General features: G+C 40.3%; 20 protein-coding genes. 17 read left to right on the top strand and 3 right to left on the bottom strand.

Features of this window, described 5'->3' with window-relative positions:
• Positions 1 to 38: 38 nt before the first annotated feature.
• The 11 genes from AC1Z3S_RS07760 (at position 39) to AC1Z3S_RS07710 (ending at position 11,223) form a co-directional block, all read left to right on the top strand.
• Positions 39 to 1,202 carry a serine hydrolase domain-containing protein gene (locus AC1Z3S_RS07760; RefSeq protein WP_461739878.1) on the top strand — a complete coding sequence of 388 codons (1,164 nt, stop codon included), beginning with the start codon at positions 39 to 41 and terminating at the stop codon, positions 1,200 to 1,202.
• Positions 1,203 to 1,271: 69 nt separating this feature from the next.
• Positions 1,272 to 2,738, top strand: coding sequence for a sensor histidine kinase (locus AC1Z3S_RS07755; RefSeq protein WP_461739877.1), 1,467 nt, complete (start codon positions 1,272 to 1,274; stop codon positions 2,736 to 2,738).
• Positions 2,735 to 3,442 carry a response regulator transcription factor gene (locus AC1Z3S_RS07750; RefSeq protein WP_461739876.1) on the top strand — a complete coding sequence of 236 codons (708 nt, stop codon included), beginning with the start codon at positions 2,735 to 2,737 and terminating at the stop codon, positions 3,440 to 3,442. Before AC1Z3S_RS07755 ends, AC1Z3S_RS07750 begins: the two co-directional genes overlap by 4 nt.
• A 514-nt stretch (positions 3,443 to 3,956) precedes the next feature.
• On the top strand, positions 3,957 to 4,682 hold the full coding sequence (locus AC1Z3S_RS07745) for an ATP-binding cassette domain-containing protein (RefSeq protein WP_461739875.1): 726 nt from the start codon (positions 3,957 to 3,959) through the stop codon (positions 4,680 to 4,682).
• Positions 4,679 to 5,413, top strand: a complete 735-nt coding sequence (locus AC1Z3S_RS07740; RefSeq protein ID WP_461739874.1) for a hypothetical protein — start codon at positions 4,679 to 4,681, stop codon at positions 5,411 to 5,413. The genes AC1Z3S_RS07745 and AC1Z3S_RS07740 overlap by 4 nt, the downstream gene beginning before the upstream one ends.
• A 139-nt stretch (positions 5,414 to 5,552) precedes the next feature.
• Positions 5,553 to 5,702 (top strand): teichoic acid D-Ala incorporation-associated protein DltX, encoded by a 150-nt coding sequence (locus AC1Z3S_RS07735; RefSeq protein ID WP_461737490.1) that lies wholly within the window; start codon positions 5,553 to 5,555, stop codon positions 5,700 to 5,702.
• An 11-nt stretch (positions 5,703 to 5,713) separates the two neighbouring features.
• Complete coding sequence (gene dltA / locus AC1Z3S_RS07730) at positions 5,714 to 7,228, top strand: D-alanine--poly(phosphoribitol) ligase subunit DltA (protein WP_461739873.1); 1,515 nt, start codon at positions 5,714 to 5,716, stop codon at positions 7,226 to 7,228.
• Positions 7,228 to 8,436, top strand: coding sequence for a D-alanyl-lipoteichoic acid biosynthesis protein DltB (gene dltB, locus AC1Z3S_RS07725; RefSeq protein WP_461739872.1), 1,209 nt, complete (start codon positions 7,228 to 7,230; stop codon positions 8,434 to 8,436). Before dltA ends, dltB begins: the two co-directional genes overlap by 1 nt.
• Before the next feature lie 23 nt (positions 8,437 to 8,459).
• A complete protein-coding gene (gene dltC / locus AC1Z3S_RS07720) occupies positions 8,460 to 8,702 on the top strand; it encodes a D-alanine--poly(phosphoribitol) ligase subunit DltC (protein ID WP_265456733.1) in 243 nt (80 codons plus the stop codon).
• A complete protein-coding gene (gene dltD, locus AC1Z3S_RS07715) occupies positions 8,702 to 9,973 on the top strand; it encodes a D-alanyl-lipoteichoic acid biosynthesis protein DltD (RefSeq protein ID WP_461739871.1) in 1,272 nt (423 codons plus the stop codon). Before dltC ends, dltD begins: the two co-directional genes overlap by 1 nt.
• A gap of 17 nt (positions 9,974 to 9,990) precedes the next feature.
• Positions 9,991 to 11,223, top strand: a complete 1,233-nt coding sequence (locus AC1Z3S_RS07710) for a serine hydrolase domain-containing protein (RefSeq protein ID WP_461739870.1) — start codon at positions 9,991 to 9,993, stop codon at positions 11,221 to 11,223.
• A 61-nt stretch (positions 11,224 to 11,284) separates the two neighbouring features.
• Here AC1Z3S_RS07710 and AC1Z3S_RS07705 read toward each other — a convergent pair whose 3' ends face one another.
• Positions 11,285 to 12,262 (bottom strand): peptidoglycan DD-metalloendopeptidase family protein, encoded by a 978-nt coding sequence (locus AC1Z3S_RS07705; protein ID WP_461739869.1) that lies wholly within the window; start codon positions 12,260 to 12,262, stop codon positions 11,285 to 11,287.
• A gap of 148 nt (positions 12,263 to 12,410) precedes the next feature.
• Positions 12,411 to 13,676: a murein hydrolase activator EnvC family protein gene (locus AC1Z3S_RS07700; protein WP_461739868.1), complete on the bottom strand. Its 1,266-nt coding sequence runs from the start codon at positions 13,674 to 13,676 to the stop codon at positions 12,411 to 12,413.
• 342 nt (positions 13,677 to 14,018) lie between these two features.
• On the opposite strand from AC1Z3S_RS07700, the gene AC1Z3S_RS07695 reads away from it, so the two are divergent.
• From AC1Z3S_RS07695 to AC1Z3S_RS07670, 6 genes are all read left to right on the top strand, one after another.
• Entirely contained in the window at positions 14,019 to 14,708 is a 690-nt protein-coding gene (locus AC1Z3S_RS07695) for a GAP family protein (protein ID WP_461737371.1), read from the top strand.
• 30 nt (positions 14,709 to 14,738) lie between these two features.
• Positions 14,739 to 15,233 (top strand): GAF domain-containing protein, encoded by a 495-nt coding sequence (locus AC1Z3S_RS07690; RefSeq protein WP_461739867.1) that lies wholly within the window; start codon positions 14,739 to 14,741, stop codon positions 15,231 to 15,233.
• 256 nt (positions 15,234 to 15,489) lie between these two features.
• Positions 15,490 to 16,833 carry a Y-family DNA polymerase gene (locus AC1Z3S_RS07685; protein WP_461739866.1) on the top strand — a complete coding sequence of 448 codons (1,344 nt, stop codon included), beginning with the start codon at positions 15,490 to 15,492 and terminating at the stop codon, positions 16,831 to 16,833.
• A gap of 214 nt (positions 16,834 to 17,047) precedes the next feature.
• Entirely contained in the window at positions 17,048 to 17,452 is a 405-nt protein-coding gene (locus AC1Z3S_RS07680; protein WP_461737387.1) for a hypothetical protein, read from the top strand.
• The gene (locus tag AC1Z3S_RS07675) at positions 17,449 to 17,748 is read left to right on the top strand and encodes a DUF5960 family protein (RefSeq protein WP_461737388.1); all 300 of its coding nucleotides are present in this window, start codon (positions 17,449 to 17,451) and stop codon (positions 17,746 to 17,748) included. The genes AC1Z3S_RS07680 and AC1Z3S_RS07675 overlap by 4 nt, the downstream gene beginning before the upstream one ends.
• A gap of 99 nt (positions 17,749 to 17,847) precedes the next feature.
• On the top strand, positions 17,848 to 18,246 hold the full coding sequence (locus tag AC1Z3S_RS07670) for a phage holin family protein (protein ID WP_461739865.1): 399 nt from the start codon (positions 17,848 to 17,850) through the stop codon (positions 18,244 to 18,246).
• 62 nt (positions 18,247 to 18,308) lie between these two features.
• Here AC1Z3S_RS07670 and AC1Z3S_RS07665 read toward each other — a convergent pair whose 3' ends face one another.
• Entirely contained in the window at positions 18,309 to 18,914 is a 606-nt protein-coding gene (locus AC1Z3S_RS07665; protein WP_461739864.1) for an HAD family hydrolase, read from the bottom strand.
• Positions 18,915 to 19,025 lie beyond the last annotated feature (111 nt).

Raw genomic sequence — 19,025 nt, 5'->3', positions numbered from 1 at the left:
TTTTTATTTTGATTGAACAAATGACGAAGGTGAGCTAGTTGAGAAAAAAATGGTGGATTTTAAGCAGCACTTTACTGATAATTGGTTTAATTTGTTTGGTCAGTTGGCGTTTGCTAAGCGCAACTCCAAGTGTCAGCGGTCAAATAGCGACGAAAACCACAACGGAAACCACAACGGAAACAACAACCGCTAGTGAAGTCATGTTAGACGAACCAACCCAAGCCAATGATTTAGATGGTTCAGCCGCAACGAAGGAAAAAATTAATCAAATTTTATCGGAGGACCGCTTCGCTGGTGTCGCTTTAATTGTTCAAAATGGGCAATTGTTTAGCATCCAAGGCTATGGTTATGCGGATGCAGCAAACGCTCAGATAAACGAAGCAGCGACCGCTTTTCCTGTGGCCTCCATTCAAAAAACTTTGACGGGCATTTTAATTGCCCAACTAGTTACGGCTGGTGAGCTATCCTATGACCACAGCCTCGCTGATTTTTATCCGCAGATTGAAAATAGTTCTGCCATTACCGTGCGCATGCTCTTGAACCAGACCTCGGGCATTCAAATGGACGAGATTGCTCCGGCCGAGGTTTTGACAACGCAAGCGGAGCAGCTGGATTATGTCTTAGAAAGTTTAAGTTCAACCGGTGATTTTGATTTTTATTATACCAATGCCAACTATACTTTATTGGCGGGAATTATTTCTCAGATTAGTGGCGTTGACTATGAAACGTATTTAACGGAAAAAATAATTCAGCCTTTGAATCTTCAAGGAACTTATTTTTGGGATACTCTTCCGGAAAATCTGACAGTTCCCAATCCTTATTATTACGATTTGGAAACGAACACGGAATATCTTGATTACGGTCCAGAACTAGTTCGTGACCGGCCGTTATTCTCCAGCCTTTTAGGTGCCGGCAACCTATTGATGACTGCAGAAGATTTATTAAAAGTCCAAGAGGCGTTGCGGGAGCAAACGCTAATTAGCAGCCAAGCTTTTTCCGAACTTTTAGAAACTGACAGCGGCTATAGTGCTGGCTACTGGCAGGGAGAGCAGTTGGAAAGCGCCGGTGTTTTAGGTGCTTATACCTCCATCATCTACACCGACTGGCAATTTCAAAATATTGTGATTTTATTGGAAAATCAAGTTGGCTTAAGCGACGTTGCGACACTGGCGGAGGATATTTATTCTTTGACAGCCATTTAATAATACAGCCACGACATTTTAGCAGTTCAATGATATTCAGATTTTAATTTTTTTGTAAGAGGAAAGCCTATGACCATTAAGCGCAAGTTATTTATCTCCCATATTATTATGATTGTCGTGCCAGTATTATTGAGTTTATTAGTGCTGACTGGTGCCTTAGTTTTTGTTTACGAATATTTTTGGGGCGGCTATCAAAATGCTTCAGATGAAAATTATCAGTTTCGTGAGCAGTATGCCCAAGTGGAAAAGCTGGTTAATTTTTGGGAGGGAGCAGACACCGACACTCAGCAAATCATTGAAGATGTCGAGGATTTTTATCAAGATTATTTTTCCACTAGCATCGCTCTTTTAGTTTATCAAAACGGTGAGTTAATCGATTCAATAGGGGAGGTGCCGGATAGTAATTTACTGGCGGTCGCTTTAAATGAAGACGGCGACCACACCTATATTGTCGATCAGCTTTTTGTCGCCAGTTTTGAAACGGCTCAATACGATGTGATTTTATTTAATACAAATTACACCAATGATTTGTATTATGAAAATCCAATTTGGGATAAAGATTACGACGTTGCCATGTCGAATATTTTAATTTTGATTTTAATTGCCGTATTGCTGGTGATTTATCTGATGAATCGCTTTTTAACGAAGCGCTTGACTAACAGTATCACTCAGCCGCTGGAGGAGCTGGCTTTTGGCTTTCAGCAGATTAAAGCGGGGGATTTACATTATCAAATTGACTATCAAAAAGATGACGAGTTTGCTCCTATCATGACTGACTTCAATCAGATGGCTCAGCGGTTGGAATTGGTTATTAATGAACGAGATCAAAATGAAAATAGTCGGCGGGAATTAGTCGCTGGTATTTCCCATGACCTGCGGACGCCTCTCACCTCGATTGAAGCCTATCTTGAAGGTTTAGAAAAAGGTGTGGCGGCCACACCGGCGATGCGGGATAAATATTTTGCAACCATCAAGCGGAAAACCAAAGATATGGAGCATATCATTAATCAGCTCTTTCTTTTTTCAAAACTGGATACTGGCGAGTTTCCCTTTAATTTTGAAGTGATCAATGCCAGCGATTTTTTACAGGATTATTTACAAGTGGTGCAGCAGGAATATCACAACCGCGGCTTGCAGGTTAATTTAACTGGGCCATTTGCTGAACGTTTGCCAATTAAAATTGATGTGGCTCAATTGCGCAGTGTCTTAACGAATTTATTGGAAAATACTTTAAAATATTCTGATAAACAGCTGACGATTAGTCATATCAGCTATCAGAAAAAAGCGGATTATTTAGAAATTCAGCTGTTAGATAATGGCCCAGGCGTTGCTGCAGATAATTTACCGCAGCTCTTTCAACTTTTTTATCGCAGTGACCAAGCCCGCAGCAATCCCAGTGATGGCAGCGGCTTAGGCTTAGCAATTGCCCGCAAGACAATCGAAGGCTTCGGCGGAGAGATTAGCGCCTTCCTGCCGGAAGAAGGCGGCTTTGGTGTTGTGATTAAAGTGCCGTTGTTTAAGGAGGACAAAAGATGAGCAAGAAAATTTTGGTAGTAGAAGATGATGCAGACATTGCTAGCATTGAAGTTGATTTTTTAGAAATCGAAGGCTATCAGGTAACCGCTTTGGCAGACGGCCTGGAAGGGTATCAAGCCGCTTTAAGCAATCAATTTCAATTAATTTTACTGGATTTAATGCTGCCGGGAATGAGCGGTTTTGAAATCTGCAAACAAATCCGCGATAAGGTGGACGTCCCGATTATTATGGTAACCGCCAAGACTGAAGAAATTGACAAGCTCAGGGGCTTAGGCTTAGGAGCAGATGACTATATTGCCAAACCTTTTTCGCCAACAGAATTAGTTGCTCGAGTCAAAGCCAACTTGGCCCAATACGACCGAATCAAGGCCCATGTTGAAGGTCCAGCTGTCAATGAAAGTCAAGATACCATTAAAAAAGGTCCCATCACAATCAATCCTAAAACCCATCGCGTTTTTGTAAACGAACAAGAGGTTAGTTTAAAGCATCGAGAATATGAGCTGCTATTATTCTTGATGGAAAATGCCGAGATGGTCTTTAGTAAAGAAGAACTTTATGAAAAAATCTGGGGCTTTGATGCCATCGGTGATTTGCGAACGGTGGCGGTTCACATCAATCGTTTGCGGGAAAAAATCGAAAAAGATCCCAGTAATCCGCAGCACTTGCAAACTGTCTGGGGTGCCGGCTATCGCTTTGCTCCCTGAAAATTCCAGCTGGTTTCATAACGAAACTAGAAAAATTTTCTACATCGATAAGAAAAAGTATCTACTAAAAAATAGCTTCAAAAATTATTTTGGCCGCGGTGCTATGAAAAATAATTTTTGAGGCTATTTTATTTGGCTCAATATCTTGGCGAACCCTTCTCGCTGTTGATAAAAAGCATCTGAAATTTTTCGATATTTGGCAGATAAGGCTTTCTGCGGAGAAGTTTATCTGGTGAAATCATTCTATGAGTATATTTCGTAAAAAGCTTTAATTCGAGGGGGCTTTTAGTCTTCTCTTAACTGGTCATTCCATGAGCCTATTCCGCCGTAAACATTTGTTGCACCAATGGATCTCTTGGCTTTTTGGATATCAGGGAGGGCGGGTTCAAAGACGGCCAGTCCTCAGTAACCTTTTTGATTTCCAAAAAAGTTTATCTTTTGTTTAACACTTCATGACGTCTTGTTTATTTTCCTTTGCTAAACTGGCTTCAATAAAATGAGCGGAGGTGATCAAGTGGCAGCAATCGAATTTAAAGACGTCTCGTTGATTACGGAACAACCAGATGAGTCTTTTAGTGATTTCAATTTGTCAGTTGCCCAAGGCGCTTTTTTTGTGTTGACTGGATTAACCAGTGCCACTGAAAAAAAAATGGTCCAGCTATTGCTAGGGTTAAAAATACCTGCAACTGGTCAGATTTTCCTTGATCATTTTGATATTAGCCAAGAAGTACAGCGCAGCCAGGCGTTTCAAAAAATCGGTGTTATGAGTCAAGATATTTTACAAGAAAGATTGACCGTTCAAGAAAATATCGCTGCTATTGGCCGGTTTCAAAAAAATTATTCAAAGGTACGGCAGGAGTATTTATTAAAAAAATTAGCTCTAGCAGAAGTCAGAAAGCAGCGAGCTGATGCTGTAACCAGCTTTCAACGACAAAAGTTAGCTTTGGCTATTGCTTTGTTACACAATCCGGAAATTTTAATTGTCGAAGAGCCTTTCGAAGGTTTAAATGACAACGAGATACAACAATTGATAGCGTTATTTTCAGCAGAAGCTACTCAGCAGAAAACGATTTTTATGCTTGCTGAAAAGTTGGTTCCGCCTTTAGAGGCAGCCTCGGAGATTGCCGTTATCCATCAGGGCCATTTGACAGTCACCAGTAGCCAAGCAGACATCCATAAAACCTTCAGCACATTAGCTGAATTTTATGATTTTTACACGGGAGGGGAGGTTATGCGATGAGTTTTTTGATTCCTTTTGAGCTGGATTTTAATCGTTTTCGAAGCTCAAGTTGGTTCAAACGAACCTTGCTAATCATCTGTTTGGCAATTATCAGTGGTTTTTTTATTGTCAGAATTTTTTCTCCTCGACTGCAAAGTCATGGTGGTGCCTATCCTTTTTTTGTTTTGCATTGTCTGGAGCTTGTGATAATTCCTTTGATTATCTTTTTTTGCAGCAATCAATTGATAGGTAAAGCCTTGAAAAATCAGGAAATTCGCCTGTGGTTTTTACAATCCGCCTCTAAAAGCAGTATTTTTTTAGGGAAAATGCTGGCTACCTTAGGGATTATTTCATTAGTTTACGGAGTGAGTTTCATTGTGAGCTTAATAGTGACCTTAAGCTTTAGTGGCTTGACAGCTGTTTCAGTTATTAAAGTGCTGTTTGTCTATGCCAGTAGTTTTTTAGGATTTTTACCAATCATTCCATTAGCTTTTCTAGTCGTGTTGCTTGTTAAACAGGCTGGCGTTGCTTTTTTGATTAACATAATTGTGTATTATAGCTTGCTTGTTTTAGAAAAAATTGAGCTGACAGTTTTTAAGGAAAAGGAATTGCGGATTTTAGCTCCCAGTACGTTTTATTCCGGACATATTTTTACAATCGGCCAGTTTTTTTTGATTTTTGGGCTAACAATTTTGGCTTCAATCGTGGTTTATCGGCTAGCTTTAAGACGATTTAAGCAGGTTGAATTGTAAACGACGAGAAAATTTCATGATAATTAATCAGTAGTTTAACAATTGTTTATCTTTTGGCGGTTGGGTATTTAACTTTAGCTTTTATACTAACAATGTACTCAGATCAAGAGTTTTTTACAGGAGGGCGCATATGAAATTAATTAAAAATTGGTGGTCCAATGAAGCCGTTAATTATTGGCTGAAATTTGTCGGAAAAACTATATTTTTTTTCGCAGTCGTCGTGATGCTCGTCTATTTATACCATTACAAAAATATTCAAGGTGGCACATTTATTTACAATGAATTTTAGGAGGTGGCAAGATGCTGACCAATATTGTAACAACCATTGATAGCTATGGCGTAACTGATTCACAGCGGATTGCTTATCGCGATGAAACCAGCCAGTTTACCTATGGACAATTAAAAAAATATTCAGATCAAGTTGCTGCTTTTTTAACGAGCAAAATAAAGGCAGCCGGCCCAATCGTCGTCTATGGTGAATTAGAATTTGAAATGCTGGCCGCCTTTCTGGGGACTTCAAAAACCGGGCGGGCTTATATCCCGATTGAAAGCAATACCCCTCAAGAACGAGTAGAGCTGATTTTACAAGTTGCCAAACCCGCGGCCATTTTGGCAGTAGCGGACTGGGCGGGTCCCACAATCAATGCAATTCCAATTATTTCACCTTTAGAATTACAAGCCATTTTTGAAAATAAGGCTGAGGTAAAAGATTTTTCAATCGTTAAGCCAGATGACACGTATTATATTATTTTCACCTCAGGAACTACAGGTGTGCCAAAAGGCGTACAGATATCCCACAAAAACTTATTGAGCTTTGTCAATTGGGAACTGACTGACTTTGACTTGCCAGAGGGCGCTAGTTTTTTGTCACAAGCACCTTACTCCTTTGATTTATCCGTGATGGGAATTTATCCAGCTTTGACTTCAGGAGGGTCATTGGTACCGATGAAAAAGGAAACCATCAATGATTTTCGTCGTTTGTTTAGCACATTGCCAAAACTTGATATCAATGTTTGGATTTCAACGCCGTCCTTTATCAAAATTTGTTTGATGGAGCCGACCTTTGATGGCCAGCATGTTCCTAGTTTGCAGACTTTTCTATTTTGTGGAGAAGAGTTGCCGAAATCAACAGCTTTGGAATTATTGATTCGTTTTCCTCAAGCGAAAATTTTTAATACCTATGGACCGACTGAAGCAACCGTGGCTGTTTCAGGAGTTGAAATCACCAGTGAGCTTTTAGAAAATTATGATCGAGTTCCGATTGGTTATGTCAAAGAGGACACGCAAATTTTATTTATGGAAGAGGGCAGGGTGTTGGAAAATGGCGCCATTGGCGAGATTGTCATTGTCGGTCCGAGTGTCTCAAAGGGTTATTTAAATAATCCTGAAAAAACAGCTGCCGCCTTTTTTGAATATGGCGGAGAACCGGCTTATCATACCGGTGACAGTGGCTCGATGACCAAAGAGGGCCTGTTAATTTATGAAGGCCGCATCGATTTTCAAGTGAAATTTCACGGCTACCGGATTGAGCTAGAAGATATTGATCATCATCTAGATGATGTCAGCTTAGTCAAACAAGCCGCCGTCGTACCCAAATATGTTGAAAATAAAGTGGAACAATTAATCGCCTATGTCGTACCCGAGGCAAATGAGTTTGAAAAAGAATTCAAATTGACCAAAGCGATTAAAGAGGAATTAGCTAGTTTAGTGATGGACTATATGGTTCCACAAAAATTTATTTACGTGGAGGAATTGCCATTGACCGCCAATGGCAAGGTCGATCGTAAAGGCTTGATTGCTGAGGTAAACAGCTGATGAGTTGGCCTCATGTGATTCCTTATGCGAATCCCATATACTTTCTTTGGTTAGCCGTTGCGCTGTTGCCAATGATTTTCATTTTACTAATCAAGGGCAAGCGCTGGGGTTGGTATCAAAGTTTAATTACTTTAATTTTTCTTTACATTAGTTTTGGCGGCAAATACTGGCAGCAGGGCCTCGCTTTAATTGGCTATGTGGTTTTTCAAACCCTGCTAGTCTGGTGTTATCATCATTATCGGCAGCAAAAAAATGCCTCAGGAATTTTTTATTTAGCGGTTGCTTTGGCAATCCTGCCGCTGACCTTAGTCAAAGTAATTCCCTTTGTCGATGGCGGAGCAGCAGCGATTTTTGGCTTTTTAGGTATTTCCTATTTAACCTTTAAATCAGTTCAAATGATTATGGAAATGCGGGATGGCACGATTAAAGAATACCATCCATTGCGATACATTCAGTTTTTACTCTTTTTCCCGACGATTTCATCTGGTCCGATTGACCGGTATCGCCGCTTTGAAAAAGATTTGTTGGAGCCACCCACCAGAGAGATGTATGCCGGGTTATTAAACCGCGGCATCTGGAGCATTTTCTTAGGCTTTTTCTATAAATTTATTCTCGGCTATTATTTCGGTCAGGTTTGGCTACCGCTGTTAAATAAAAGCCTGATGCATCAAGGATTCTTCTCTTGGAGCTTGATTTTATACATGTATTGTTACAGCATGTATCTGTTTTTTGACTTTGCCGGCTACAGTTTATTCGCAGTCGGTGTCAGTAACCTGATGGGCTATGACACACCGAAAAACTTTAATAAGCCCTTTATATCTGACAATATCAAAGAGTTTTGGAATCGTTGGCACATGACTTTGTCTTTTTGGTTTAGAGATTTTATCTACATGCGCCTGATGTTCACTTTGATTAAAAAGAAGGTCTTTAAAAGTCGGATTGTCGCCTCAAATGTCGGTTACTTTGCCCTCTTTATGATTATGGGGGTCTGGCACGGTCTCACTTGGTATTATCTGCTATATGGCTTTTATCATGCTAGCTTGATTTGCCTGACGGATGCTTGGCTCAGATTTAAAAAGAAACATAAAAAACAATTGCCCTCCAATAAATTTACGAAGGCTCTGGCAATTTTCTTAACCTTTCAAGCAGTTTGTTTCAGCTTCCTGATTTTTTCAGGCGTTTTAGATCAATTATTTTTCCACCATTAAAAAATTTTAAGGAGACGATTTAAATGAACACACAAGATGCAGTGTTAGATATTTTAGAAATGATTACCGGTACCGATGAAGTTAGAGAAGATTTGAATGTGAATTTATTCGATGAAGGCTTGATGGATTCTTTAGCCACTGTCCAATTACTCGTAGAATTAGAAGGCCAACTAGGCGTACAAGTCCCAGTTTCAGAATTTGACCGTGCTGACTGGAGTACTCCCGCTCAAATTATTGCTCAAGTTGACGCCTTGAAAGCCGCCTAATGAAAAAACAACTTCTAGCTATCTTTGGGCCGCTAATTTTAGCTGCGGTCCTTCTGGGGGGCTTTTTCTATAGCCCCTGGAAGTTTGATGTGAGCGACTCAAAGGTGATAGCGAAGGCCTCAACTTCAATGGCAAACAGTGTACTGCGGGGCACTGAGATTACCTCAGAAGCTTTGTCCTCGGGAAAATATGTACCGTTTTTCGGTTCATCAGAATTAAATCGTGTGAGTTCCACACATCCCTCTGTATTAGCCCAAAAATACGATCGGAATTATACGCCATTTTTATTAGGCGCAGCGGGTACTCAGTCTTTGTCGCAGTTTTCCATGATTCATTCGCTAGCCAAAGAGTTGAGTGGTAAAAAAGCTGTCTTCATTGTTTCCCCCCAATGGTTTACACCAAAGGGCGTGGATAAAGATTACTTTAAGAATTGGTTTTCAGAAGAACAAACCTATCAATGGCTGCTGTCTTTAAAAAATATTTCAGCCTATGACCAGTATTATGCAAAACGTTTACAGGATTTTGAGATTGTTAAAAGTAATAGTACCTTAGTAGCGGCCTTGGAAAAAATTGCTGCCGGTGAACTGCCGAAGCAAAGTGAACTGGACTATTTCCAGCTGCAAAGCAATCTGCTTTCTAGAGAAGATGAGCTCTTCAGTGGCATCGGGCTCAACCGCAACCTACAAAAAGATATCAATCAAGCAGCGAAAGCTTTGCCAGATCAATATGACGAAAGTGCCATTGATCAAGTGGCAACAACAGAGGGTAAAAATGATACTAGCAACAATGATTTAGGCATTAAAAATTCTTTTTACAGCTCTCGTTTGAAAAAAGATATCAAAAAGTTAGCAGGTTCGCAAAAGGATTGGGATTATCGCTACAGTCCTGAATACAGCGATTTTCAATTGGTTCTAAACGAGTTTGCTAAAAATAATGTAGATGTCCTATTCATCATTCCGCCTATCAACCAAAAATGGATGGACTACACAGGATTGTCCAACGAGATGCTCGCTGGCTTTGCTAAAAAAGTTCGGTATCAATTAACCAGTCAAGGCTTCACGAATATTGCTGATTTAAGCGGTGATGGCAATGAAGATTATTTTATGGAAGATACCATTCATCTAGGATGGCGCGGCTGGTTGGCTGCTGATCAAGCGATTGAACCATTTTTAGACAAAAACAGCACAAGCAAATTAAATTATCAAATCAACAATGACTTTCTAAGCACAGACTGGCAAAATCAAAATCCAGATGGACTACCAGGAAATTAATTCAAGGAGGGCTTCCCGTGAAACATAAAAGACATCACCGGATTATTCTCGGTTGGTTTGTTTTATTTTTAATGTTGGGTGTTGTGTGGGGAGCCAGCCAATTTGTTAAAGAGACACCATCGAATGCGTCAGTAAATGAAACGACAGCTCCTAGTGGTACAACTACTAGCAGTACAACTAGCACAGTGGCCAGTTCATCTTCTACGACAAGCTCGACTACTGATGCAACAGTCTATGCCAACTTAACTAATGGCCAAACTGTAGTCGATGGTAATGAGGGGACCGATTATGATCAAATCGTTCAAAAAAGCGGCTTTTACGGATCCGTTTTGGTTGTGCATAATGGTCAAATAAAATTAAGCAAAGGCTACGGCAATGCCGATAATGCTAAACAAATTGCCAATTCGCCAACCACTCTTTATAATATCGGTTCCACTCAAAAAGGGATGACCGGCACCTTGATTATGCGGGCGGCAGAGGAGGGAAAACTAGCATTAAGCGACAAGCTGTCAAAATATTACCCGCAAATTGCCGGTAGCGATCAAGTGACGCTGAAAATGATGTTGGATATGGCTTCTGGCTTGCAGCTGACGAATTCGCCTAAAAATTTGGCGAAGGATAGTGATGCCTTGCCATTTTTCACGGCCAATGCTGCCATCAAAAATACTGTCGGAAAATTTGACTACCAGCCTATTAATTTTAATTTACTCGCCGGTATTTTAGAAAAAGTGTATCAGCAAAATTATTACACCATTTTTGATAATTATTATGGTACAAAAGCGGGCATTACGAATTATAGTTTTTACCAAAATATTGCCAATAACCCGAATGTGGCTGTCCCATATTCAAACAATGACGGCACAACGCCTTATGGCACTGTTGCCACTGAGAGTGCAAATGACTACATTAAAGAGCTTGGTACCGGCAATGTCTTTATGAGTACCGGCCAATTGTACCGCTATTATTCATTATTGCTGTCGGGACAACTAATTTCTGCAGCTGACGTTAAAACCCTGCAAACACCAGAGGAAGCCAGCGGCGCGCCTTACGCCAGCGGCCTCTACAATGAAAAAACTTATTACGCCAGTCATGGCCAAGAACTGACCTATGAAACCTATGTCGCTTTGTCACCAGACGGTCAAACGGCTGTGATTATCGCCAGCAATCAAGACCAAGACAAAACTAAAATTGACCGGACTTTGCTGACGGATTTATACAAAGAGCTGACTGGAGTCACTTTAGATTTTTAAAAAAATAAAAACAGCGGACTTGTTGAGAAATACCCCTCAGCAAGTCCGCTGTTTTGATATATTAAGGATTGTAGAAAACGGTGGTTGGATCAATGTAGCCAGACCAAAGCGCTGTCGAAACCCCCAAGTGCAAATGCACACCAGTTGAGCGGCCAGTTGTTCCCATGCCGCCAATTGTTTGTCCGGCAGAAACGGTATCGCCGACTTTAACCGCAAAACTATTTAAATGCATGTAATAAGAATAGAGACCATCTGCATGTAAAATAATGACGACATTGCCGGCAGAACTATTATTTTCAGCCACGACGACTTGACCTTCACGGGTAGCCATCACCGGCATATTTAAATAGCCGGAAAAATCAATACCATTGTGAAACTCACTGCTGCCGCCGCCAAAAGGATTCGAACGACTGCCAAAAGGCGAGGTAATATTCAGCGAGGTGAGAGGTGCCACCCAGCCATCTGGATTATTAATAAAGAAGCCGGAATTTTGCGCTGCGGTATAGCGCATTGTTTCTTCAGCAGAAAGCTGAGCTGCTGTGCCCGTAAAGACTTCCACTAATGACATGCGTTCTGCAGCCAGCTGGTCAAAATTTTGCTGCAATTCTAATAATTGCTGATTCAAGGTGTCCATTTCCGCAACTTCTGTCGAGCCCGCTGAACCCAATTCTTCATTTTTACTGGTTAAATTCGTCAGTGTAATCGTATTGGAAACAGTTTGAAGAAAAGAGGCTGTTGTACTTTTTTCACTGGTCTTTTTGTCAATCGCTGTTTGCAACTCAGTCATCTGTTCGTTTAAGCTGGCTAATCTTTCTTCGACAGCTGTTTTTTCCTCAGTCAACGTATCAATTTGTTCTTTGAGAGCGGTAATCTCGGTTTGAACTGTGACTAAACGTTCTTCAGCCTCAGATTGTTGAGCTTCTAATTGGGCATTGCTGCCTTCTTCAATTGGGCGGCCAAATAAATCATCGGTCGCAAAAACAGTTGCCGGTGCTGCCAATAGTCCTAGCAGCAAGCTGCCCAAAATTAATTTTTTCAAAATTTTTGCGCCCCCTTTAAAGTTTCTGTTACTTCTATTATATAAAAAAAATTCTGTTTTTTAAATACGATTTCAGCAAAGTTTAAAATTATATCAAAAAACAGCCTTCTCTGATCAGCGAGGGGCTAAAAAGAGAAGACTGCTGAGGTTATACTCCTAAAAATGAAGAAGGATTAACATAGCCAGACCAAAATCCGGTGGAAATTCCGAAGTGTAAGTGAACGCCAGTGGAAGCACCAGTCGTGCCCATGCCGCCAATCACTTGTCCGGCACTGACTTGTGAGCCAGTGGAAGTGGCAAAGCTGCTTAAGTGCATGTAGTAAGAATAGTAGCCATCGCTGTGTTTAAGAATGACAACATTGCCGCCGCCGCTTTCGTAAGAGGCAAAGACCACCTCACCGGCTTTAGCAGCCATCACCGGCATACCTGAATAGCCGGTAAAATCAATACCATTGTGCATGCTAGAACCGCCGCCGCCAAATGGATCACTCCGCATACCAAACGGACTGGTTACATTTAATGAAGAAAGAGGAGCTGACCAGCCGCTGCTGTTAGTAGCAGGCGGAGTCGTGTTGCTTGTTGAGCCACCTGAATTCGTTTCAACAGTTGTTTGGCCATTGCTGCTTAAATTAGAAACAGTCGGTTCTTCTTCATTGGCTTTTGCTTCGGCTGCAAGAGCGGCTGCTGTGGCTTCTTCTTGTAGGCGTTTTTCTTCAAGGGCTGCCAATTCAGCTTGGCGACGAGCTTCTGCTTCCGCTTTTTCAGTTTCTAAAGCGGCTTTTTGATCTTCTTCAGTTGCCAGTTGAGCACTCAAAGCAGTAATTTCAACTTCTTGATTAAGACGAGCTTCTAATAACTCATCTTGTTTATCCTGCAGTTCACTTGTTTTTTCTGTAATTAATACTAAATGTTCTTCTGCTTCAACTTGCAAAGCAGACAATTGTTCTTTGTCAGTTTTCTGTGCTTGAATAATCTCGTTGTTGGCACTAACTAAGGTTGTTAAAGCCATTGTTTTAGTCACCGCATCACTTAAAGATTCAGCACTTAATACAATATCAATGTAAGAAGTCGCATTTTGATTGGTTTGTGTGTCACGGGCTTGCTTTTCAATTTGCTCTGTCCGTTGAGCAATTGTTATTTCCAATTCGCTAATTTGACTATTGATTTCTGTTAACCGTTCCTCAGCTGTTGTTTTTTCTGCTAAAACAGCCGTCACTTCATTTTCAATCGCAGTAACATCTGCCTGAATCGCCGCCAATTGCGCTTGGGCTGAGGCTCCTTGATTTTCTAAAGCAGCAATTTTTTCTTCTTGAGCTGCAATCCGGTCGTCAATTTCAGCTGCATTAACAGCAATCGGCGCCAAAAGGAGACTAGCTGCCAAGGTAATCGTTGATAATTTTGTCCATTTATTCATATAAGAGTTTCCCCGCATGTCTTTTTTTAATATCCTCAATCAGTTTATAAATCAAATGTGAAGATTTTGTGAATTTATGACGTTTGTAGTATTTTTTCATGAAAGTAATATGGCTGTAATATTACCTGATATTCTGCAATTTAATTGAGCTTTTTGAGAATAATTCTAAAGTAGCTGAGCAACCGGCTTGACCACCAAAAAAAAGCGTGCTATTCTAAATGGAAATACGGATAATTTTGTGTCGCCGGACACTTAACAGATGTGTTCTTCACGCCTAGGCCAAGATGGTGTGAAGGAGACATCTTTTCTTTTTAGGCAAATTTAATTTCAGGAGTGTTTTATATGTTTACTTTATTATCCATGACGTTAGTCACTAGTGCTGCCGATAGTCTAAATCCGATTGCGATTGCCCAACAATTGGTTTTTCAATCCGTCAGCCGTAAAAAAAATGATATTATCGGCTTTATTTTAGGAATCGGGCTGACCAACTTTGCTGCCGGCGTTTTAGTTTACTACGGTCTCGCCGCTTTAGTTCAGCGATATTTGACGGGCATCCTTACTGCTTATCCGCAAATCATTCCAATAGGAGAAATAATTATCGGTCTTGTCCTAGTGGGCTATTTGGTTCATCGTTGGGTCCGTCGCAAAGCAGTTGTGACAAATGAAGAAACGGAAATCAAAAAACCAACCAAGACTTTGGATTTTAAAACCTTGTTTGGCTTAGGCATCATTTCCTGCGGCCTAGAGTTGACCAGTGCCTTACCTTACTTTGCCTTCTTAGCCATTCTTTTACAATATGAATTGCCTTTTATCGGAGTCGTGGCAATTTTAGCGATTTATAATGTGATTTATTCTATGCCGCTAATTGTTATTTTTGCTTGTTCCTTATACTTCAGTGACCATTTAGATCGCTTCTATAAAAAATTTACGGTCCTGATGGGCTTCGTCATCAGCAAAGTTATTCCTTTTGCTTTGGCGCTACTAAGCTTTGGCTTGCTTGTTCATGGTATTTTTAGTATGATGCAAATCTAAGAATATTTTTTTCAAATGGAGGCTAAGCAAATGGCTTGGGTAGATGCAAAAGAAAAAAAAGCTGCTTATGATTTATTACTATTACAACAGGCAGGATTGCTAGAGGGCGAAACCAATTATTTAGCGAGTTTAGCTAACTCTTCAGCAATTTTGAATCAAACTTTACCAGACACTGTTTTCGCCGGTTATTACCTATATAATGGTGAGGAATTAATTTTAGGCCCTTTCCAAGGTCACGTTTCCTGCACACGAATTACTATGGGCAAAGGAGTCTGCGGAGAAGCGGCAGCAACCAAAACAACTTTGATTGTTCCAGATGTCCGCTTGCATAAAAATTATATTGCTTGTGACTCAGCAGCCATGTCCGAAATTGTTGTGCCCATGGTCAAAGACGGTCACTTGTTAGGTGTACTCGATATTGATAGCAGCATAACAGACAGCTACGATGAAATCGATCGCGAATTTTTAGAAAAATATGTTGCACTACTAGTTGAAAAAATGCAGATTACTGAGCTAGTGGGGTAATATATTTATTAATTAAACTGCGACAACTACAAATGAAGCTTCATTTGTAGTTGTCGCAGTTTTTTATTGCATAAAATAATTGAATAATTAACTAAAGGAATAAAAAGAATGTAAGTAGGGCAACTTCACTGATTTATTAAAAAAATTATACAGTAGCACAGCGCAAAGGTAATTTTTTATTTCCTTGACACCTTCACAAATAGCGGAGTAAAATAAAAGCGAACATACGTTTGTTTTTTACTTGAGGTGAAGTAGGATGAATTTTCGATATGAATTGGAACCAACAGGTGATTATGCTTTTATTGATATGAAATCTTTTTATGCTAGTTGCGAAATAGTTGCTAGAGGCCGCCATCCATTAAAGGATTTATTGATTGTGATGAGCCATGCGGATAATACCTCAGGATTAGTTTTGGCCAGTAGCCCCAAGGCCAAAGAGCTACTAGGGATTACAAATGTGACGCGGATTTTCGAATTGCCAACGGTTGAGGAAAATCCTGCAATGGAGCGTTTGATTATCGCACCGCCGCGGATGCGTTATTATATTGCGGAGAATTTAAAAATTCAAAATGTTGTTCGCCAATATGCCGCAGATGAGGACATCATGTGGTATTCCATTGATGAGGGAATTGTTGATCTTTCCCGCAGCCTGAACTATTTTGTTCCCGGCAATCAGTCACGAGGGGAAAAACTCGACCATGTCAGTCAAAAAATTCAAGAGGATATCATTCGTGCGACCGGAATTTTTTCAACTATTGGCATGTCCAACAGTAATCCGCTATTGGCTAAATTGGCATTGGATAATGAGGCCAAGAAGCAGCCGCAGATGCGGGCTTTGTGGAATTATCAAAATGTTGCCGAAAAGGTTTGGAAGATTGGCGACATGAGTGATTTTTGGGGCATTGGTAGTCGGATGAAGCGCAATTTGATGGAGCTGGGCATTACTAGTATAAAAGAACTAGCCCACGCCAGTCCGTATAAACTAAAAGAAAAATTTGGCATTATGGGCCTGCAGCTCTACCATCATGCTAATGGAATTGACCGCAGCAAATTACAAAATGTCTATCAGCCGAAGTCGAAAAATCTCGGCAATAGTCAAGTGTTGCCCCGGGATTATTTTGGGGAAGAGATGCCGTTATTGGTGCGGGAAATGGCTGAACAGGTGGCGATTCGTTTGCGCCGCCATCACGCTAAGGCGGGCGTTGTTTCGTTATACGTTGGCTACTCTAAAGCGGAGACAGATAAAGGCTTTAGCCGCCAAGTTAAAATCACGCCCACTGACAATACCGATGAATTAACCAAGCATTTGTTGTATCTGTTTCATAAATTTTACAATGGCGACTTGGTGCGGCATTTAGGAGTAACTTATTCTGATTTACACTATGATAGTGGTAGTCAGTTGAACTTATTTGAGGATCCGGAAGAGCAGATTAAAGATGAAAAAATCGATTTGGTGATGGATCGGATTAGAGAAAAATACGGCTTTGTTTCGATTGTGCGAGCCAGCTCAACCTTGGAGCATGGCCGCAGCTTGCCCCGCAGCCACTTGGTAGGGGGACACGATGGCGGTGGTGGTGCTGGTGGTTTAGATGGATTGTAAGAAGGCCAGCAAAATTTTCTGCTGCGTCAGTTATTTTGAATGGTTTTTAAATCAAAGCGGCTAAATCGTAGATGGCAACATTCAGTTTACATAATGAAACTAATTACGATTCTATTAAAACTTATTGAATAAGATTGATGATGATTTTGAAGATATTTGCGATTATTTTTTATTGCCAATGGATTGCTAATTTTCTATTTTGGAGGTGGTTAGAATGGGAGAAGCGTTTATGAGTTATCATCAAGATCCTTGGATTAGAGAGTATCAAGATCGAGGCATGGCAAAATGGTTGGGCTTTTATTTAAGTGAGCATACAGCTGAAATGGGCAAGGAAAAGCAAACGCGAGAGACAACCTGGCAGCATCAGCAGCAAATGACTGACTTGGAGATTTCTGACGTTTTAGAAAGCGCCTTTTTTAATCATCAGACAGTCACACTGCAATTAAGCACTTTAGATGAACAAGGCCAAGCATTCCCTGATTTAACTGGAACAATTGCAGGGATGGATGAAACCACAATTTTTTTAAGCTCCTTAGAGGGGGAGGTTCAGTTCATCCAACATGACGCAATTTATCATGCTAGCTTAATCAGCAATTTAAAGTGGAGTGATGTTTCATGACTTTGAATGTGGAGGATGCTCAGTTTGAGTACCATACAAAAAATTCCGAGCGATTAATCAAGGATTTTCTGAATTTTGTTGTTACCGATATTCCTTTTTTCGCCCTGCAGGAGGAATTGCTGTATTTGATGAATCATCGAGGGATTACGCAATTTCGCATTCCAGCCTATATGACAGTTGATAGTCAGGAACATATTTTTTATTTTAAAATCAAAGAGGTTGAGGAAAATCAAAAATTGCGGACTTATCAGTATCTAGGAATGGATATCAAAAGAAGGCCTCAGCCTTTGGCATAAGAGATAGCAGTTTATTTTTTTGAAGTGTTGATTTTTTAGCGGCTCAAGTTGTGTTTATTATAGACAGATTTTGTCAAATAAACGCAAGGAGTGGTCAAGATGAAACGATATTTTTCTGGGGTAATTTGGTGGCTGACATTTGTGGGAGGCAGCTTGGCAGATTTATTAGGCGGAGTGGACCAGCTGTTGCAAAGCTTATTTTTCTTTATGATTGCCGATTATATATCAGGCATCTTTCAGGCGGGCTATCACAAAGCCCTCAACAGCAAAATTGGCTTTCAAGGCTTAGTGAAGAAAAGTTTAACTCTGTTGATGATTATGATTTCAGTTGAATTGGAGCAGCTTTTGGGTCAGACATTGCCTTTTCGTGAGATGACAATCATGTTTTACCTTGCCAATGAGGGTTTGTCATTGTTGGAAAATATCGGCAGCGTGATTCCGCTGCCGAAAAAAATCCGCCAGTATTTTAGTCAGCTGAAGGATAAAACAGATGAATAAAAAAGACTTTAGCTAGAAGTTTGGTCAGTAGTGACAAGCTTCAGGCTAAAGTCTTTTTTTTGTTAAATAATGATGCCAAAGGTCGCCAATTCAGTTTTTAACTGCTGAACATCTTGCCGAAAGACAATGCTTTCCATGCCAGATTGCTGAGCGGCCTCAACATTGGGGGCTAAGTCATCGATAAAAAGACATTCTCTAGGAACTAAGCGAAAATGACTGCAAAAACAACGATAAATTTCTTTTTCCGGCTTAATTGTTTTCCAGTCGGCGGAAATGAACAGGCCGGACATATTTTCTAAAGCAGGAATCGTTTTAAGTATCTCGTAGATGTCTGTGGGTGCATTCGACAAAAGGTAAGTTGGATAGCCCTGCTCCTGCAAAGCAGAAACAACTGTCGCCATTTCTGAAAAAGGTTTGATTTCATGGTACCAGTTAGCCAAAACTTCGGTAATAATTTCTTTTAAATCCGGACGTTTAGCAATTAGTTTCCGCTGAATCTCAGCTTTAGTCATCGTGCCCCGGTCAAAGGCGATCCACTCCGGTGCTTGAAAAATATTTTGCAAAAGGAATTTTTCAACCTCAGCATCTTGGGTATAACTTTTAATGAATTCTGTGGGTTGAAATTTCACTAAAACATTTCCTAAATCAAAAACGACTTGTTTAATCATCGAGCTCCTCCTCAAAAATCTCTTTTGTTCCATTGTAGCAAGAAAGCGCTAAAACTAAAACTCCCATTGAATTCATTTTGAAAAAGTTAGTTTAAAAGTCAAAGAAAAAAA

Source organism: Enterococcus sp. LJL90 (assembly GCF_056924355.1).
Note: the sequence above shows the minus strand (reverse complement) of the source record. Positions and strands in the feature narration are given on the sequence as shown.

Excerpts from the sequence above, each read along its gene's own strand:
- AC1Z3S_RS07755 (WP_461739877.1), top strand. The coding sequence starts at position 1,272 with ATGACCATTAAGCGCAAGTTATTTATCTCCCATATTATTATGATTGTC.
- AC1Z3S_RS07750 (WP_461739876.1), top strand. The coding sequence starts at position 2,735 with ATGAGCAAGAAAATTTTGGTAGTAGAAGATGATGCAGACATTGCTAGC.
- AC1Z3S_RS07740 (WP_461739874.1), top strand. The coding sequence starts at position 4,679 with ATGAGTTTTTTGATTCCTTTTGAGCTGGATTTTAATCGTTTTCGAAGC.
- dltA (WP_461739873.1), top strand. The coding sequence starts at position 5,714 with ATGCTGACCAATATTGTAACAACCATTGATAGCTATGGCGTAACTGAT.
- dltB (WP_461739872.1), top strand. The coding sequence starts at position 7,228 with ATGAGTTGGCCTCATGTGATTCCTTATGCGAATCCCATATACTTTCTT.
- dltC (WP_265456733.1), top strand. The coding sequence starts at position 8,460 with ATGAACACACAAGATGCAGTGTTAGATATTTTAGAAATGATTACCGGT.
- dltD (WP_461739871.1), top strand. The coding sequence starts at position 8,702 with ATGAAAAAACAACTTCTAGCTATCTTTGGGCCGCTAATTTTAGCTGCG.
- AC1Z3S_RS07700 (WP_461739868.1), bottom strand. The coding sequence starts at position 13,676 with ATGAATAAATGGACAAAATTATCAACGATTACCTTGGCAGCTAGTCTC.
- AC1Z3S_RS07695 (WP_461737371.1), top strand. The coding sequence starts at position 14,019 with ATGTTTACTTTATTATCCATGACGTTAGTCACTAGTGCTGCCGATAGT.
- AC1Z3S_RS07690 (WP_461739867.1), top strand. The coding sequence starts at position 14,739 with ATGGCTTGGGTAGATGCAAAAGAAAAAAAAGCTGCTTATGATTTATTA.
- AC1Z3S_RS07685 (WP_461739866.1), top strand. The coding sequence starts at position 15,490 with ATGAATTTTCGATATGAATTGGAACCAACAGGTGATTATGCTTTTATT.
- AC1Z3S_RS07680 (WP_461737387.1), top strand. The coding sequence starts at position 17,048 with ATGGGAGAAGCGTTTATGAGTTATCATCAAGATCCTTGGATTAGAGAG.
- AC1Z3S_RS07675 (WP_461737388.1), top strand. The coding sequence starts at position 17,449 with ATGACTTTGAATGTGGAGGATGCTCAGTTTGAGTACCATACAAAAAAT.
- AC1Z3S_RS07670 (WP_461739865.1), top strand. The coding sequence starts at position 17,848 with ATGAAACGATATTTTTCTGGGGTAATTTGGTGGCTGACATTTGTGGGA.
- AC1Z3S_RS07665 (WP_461739864.1), bottom strand. The coding sequence starts at position 18,914 with ATGATTAAACAAGTCGTTTTTGATTTAGGAAATGTTTTAGTGAAATTT.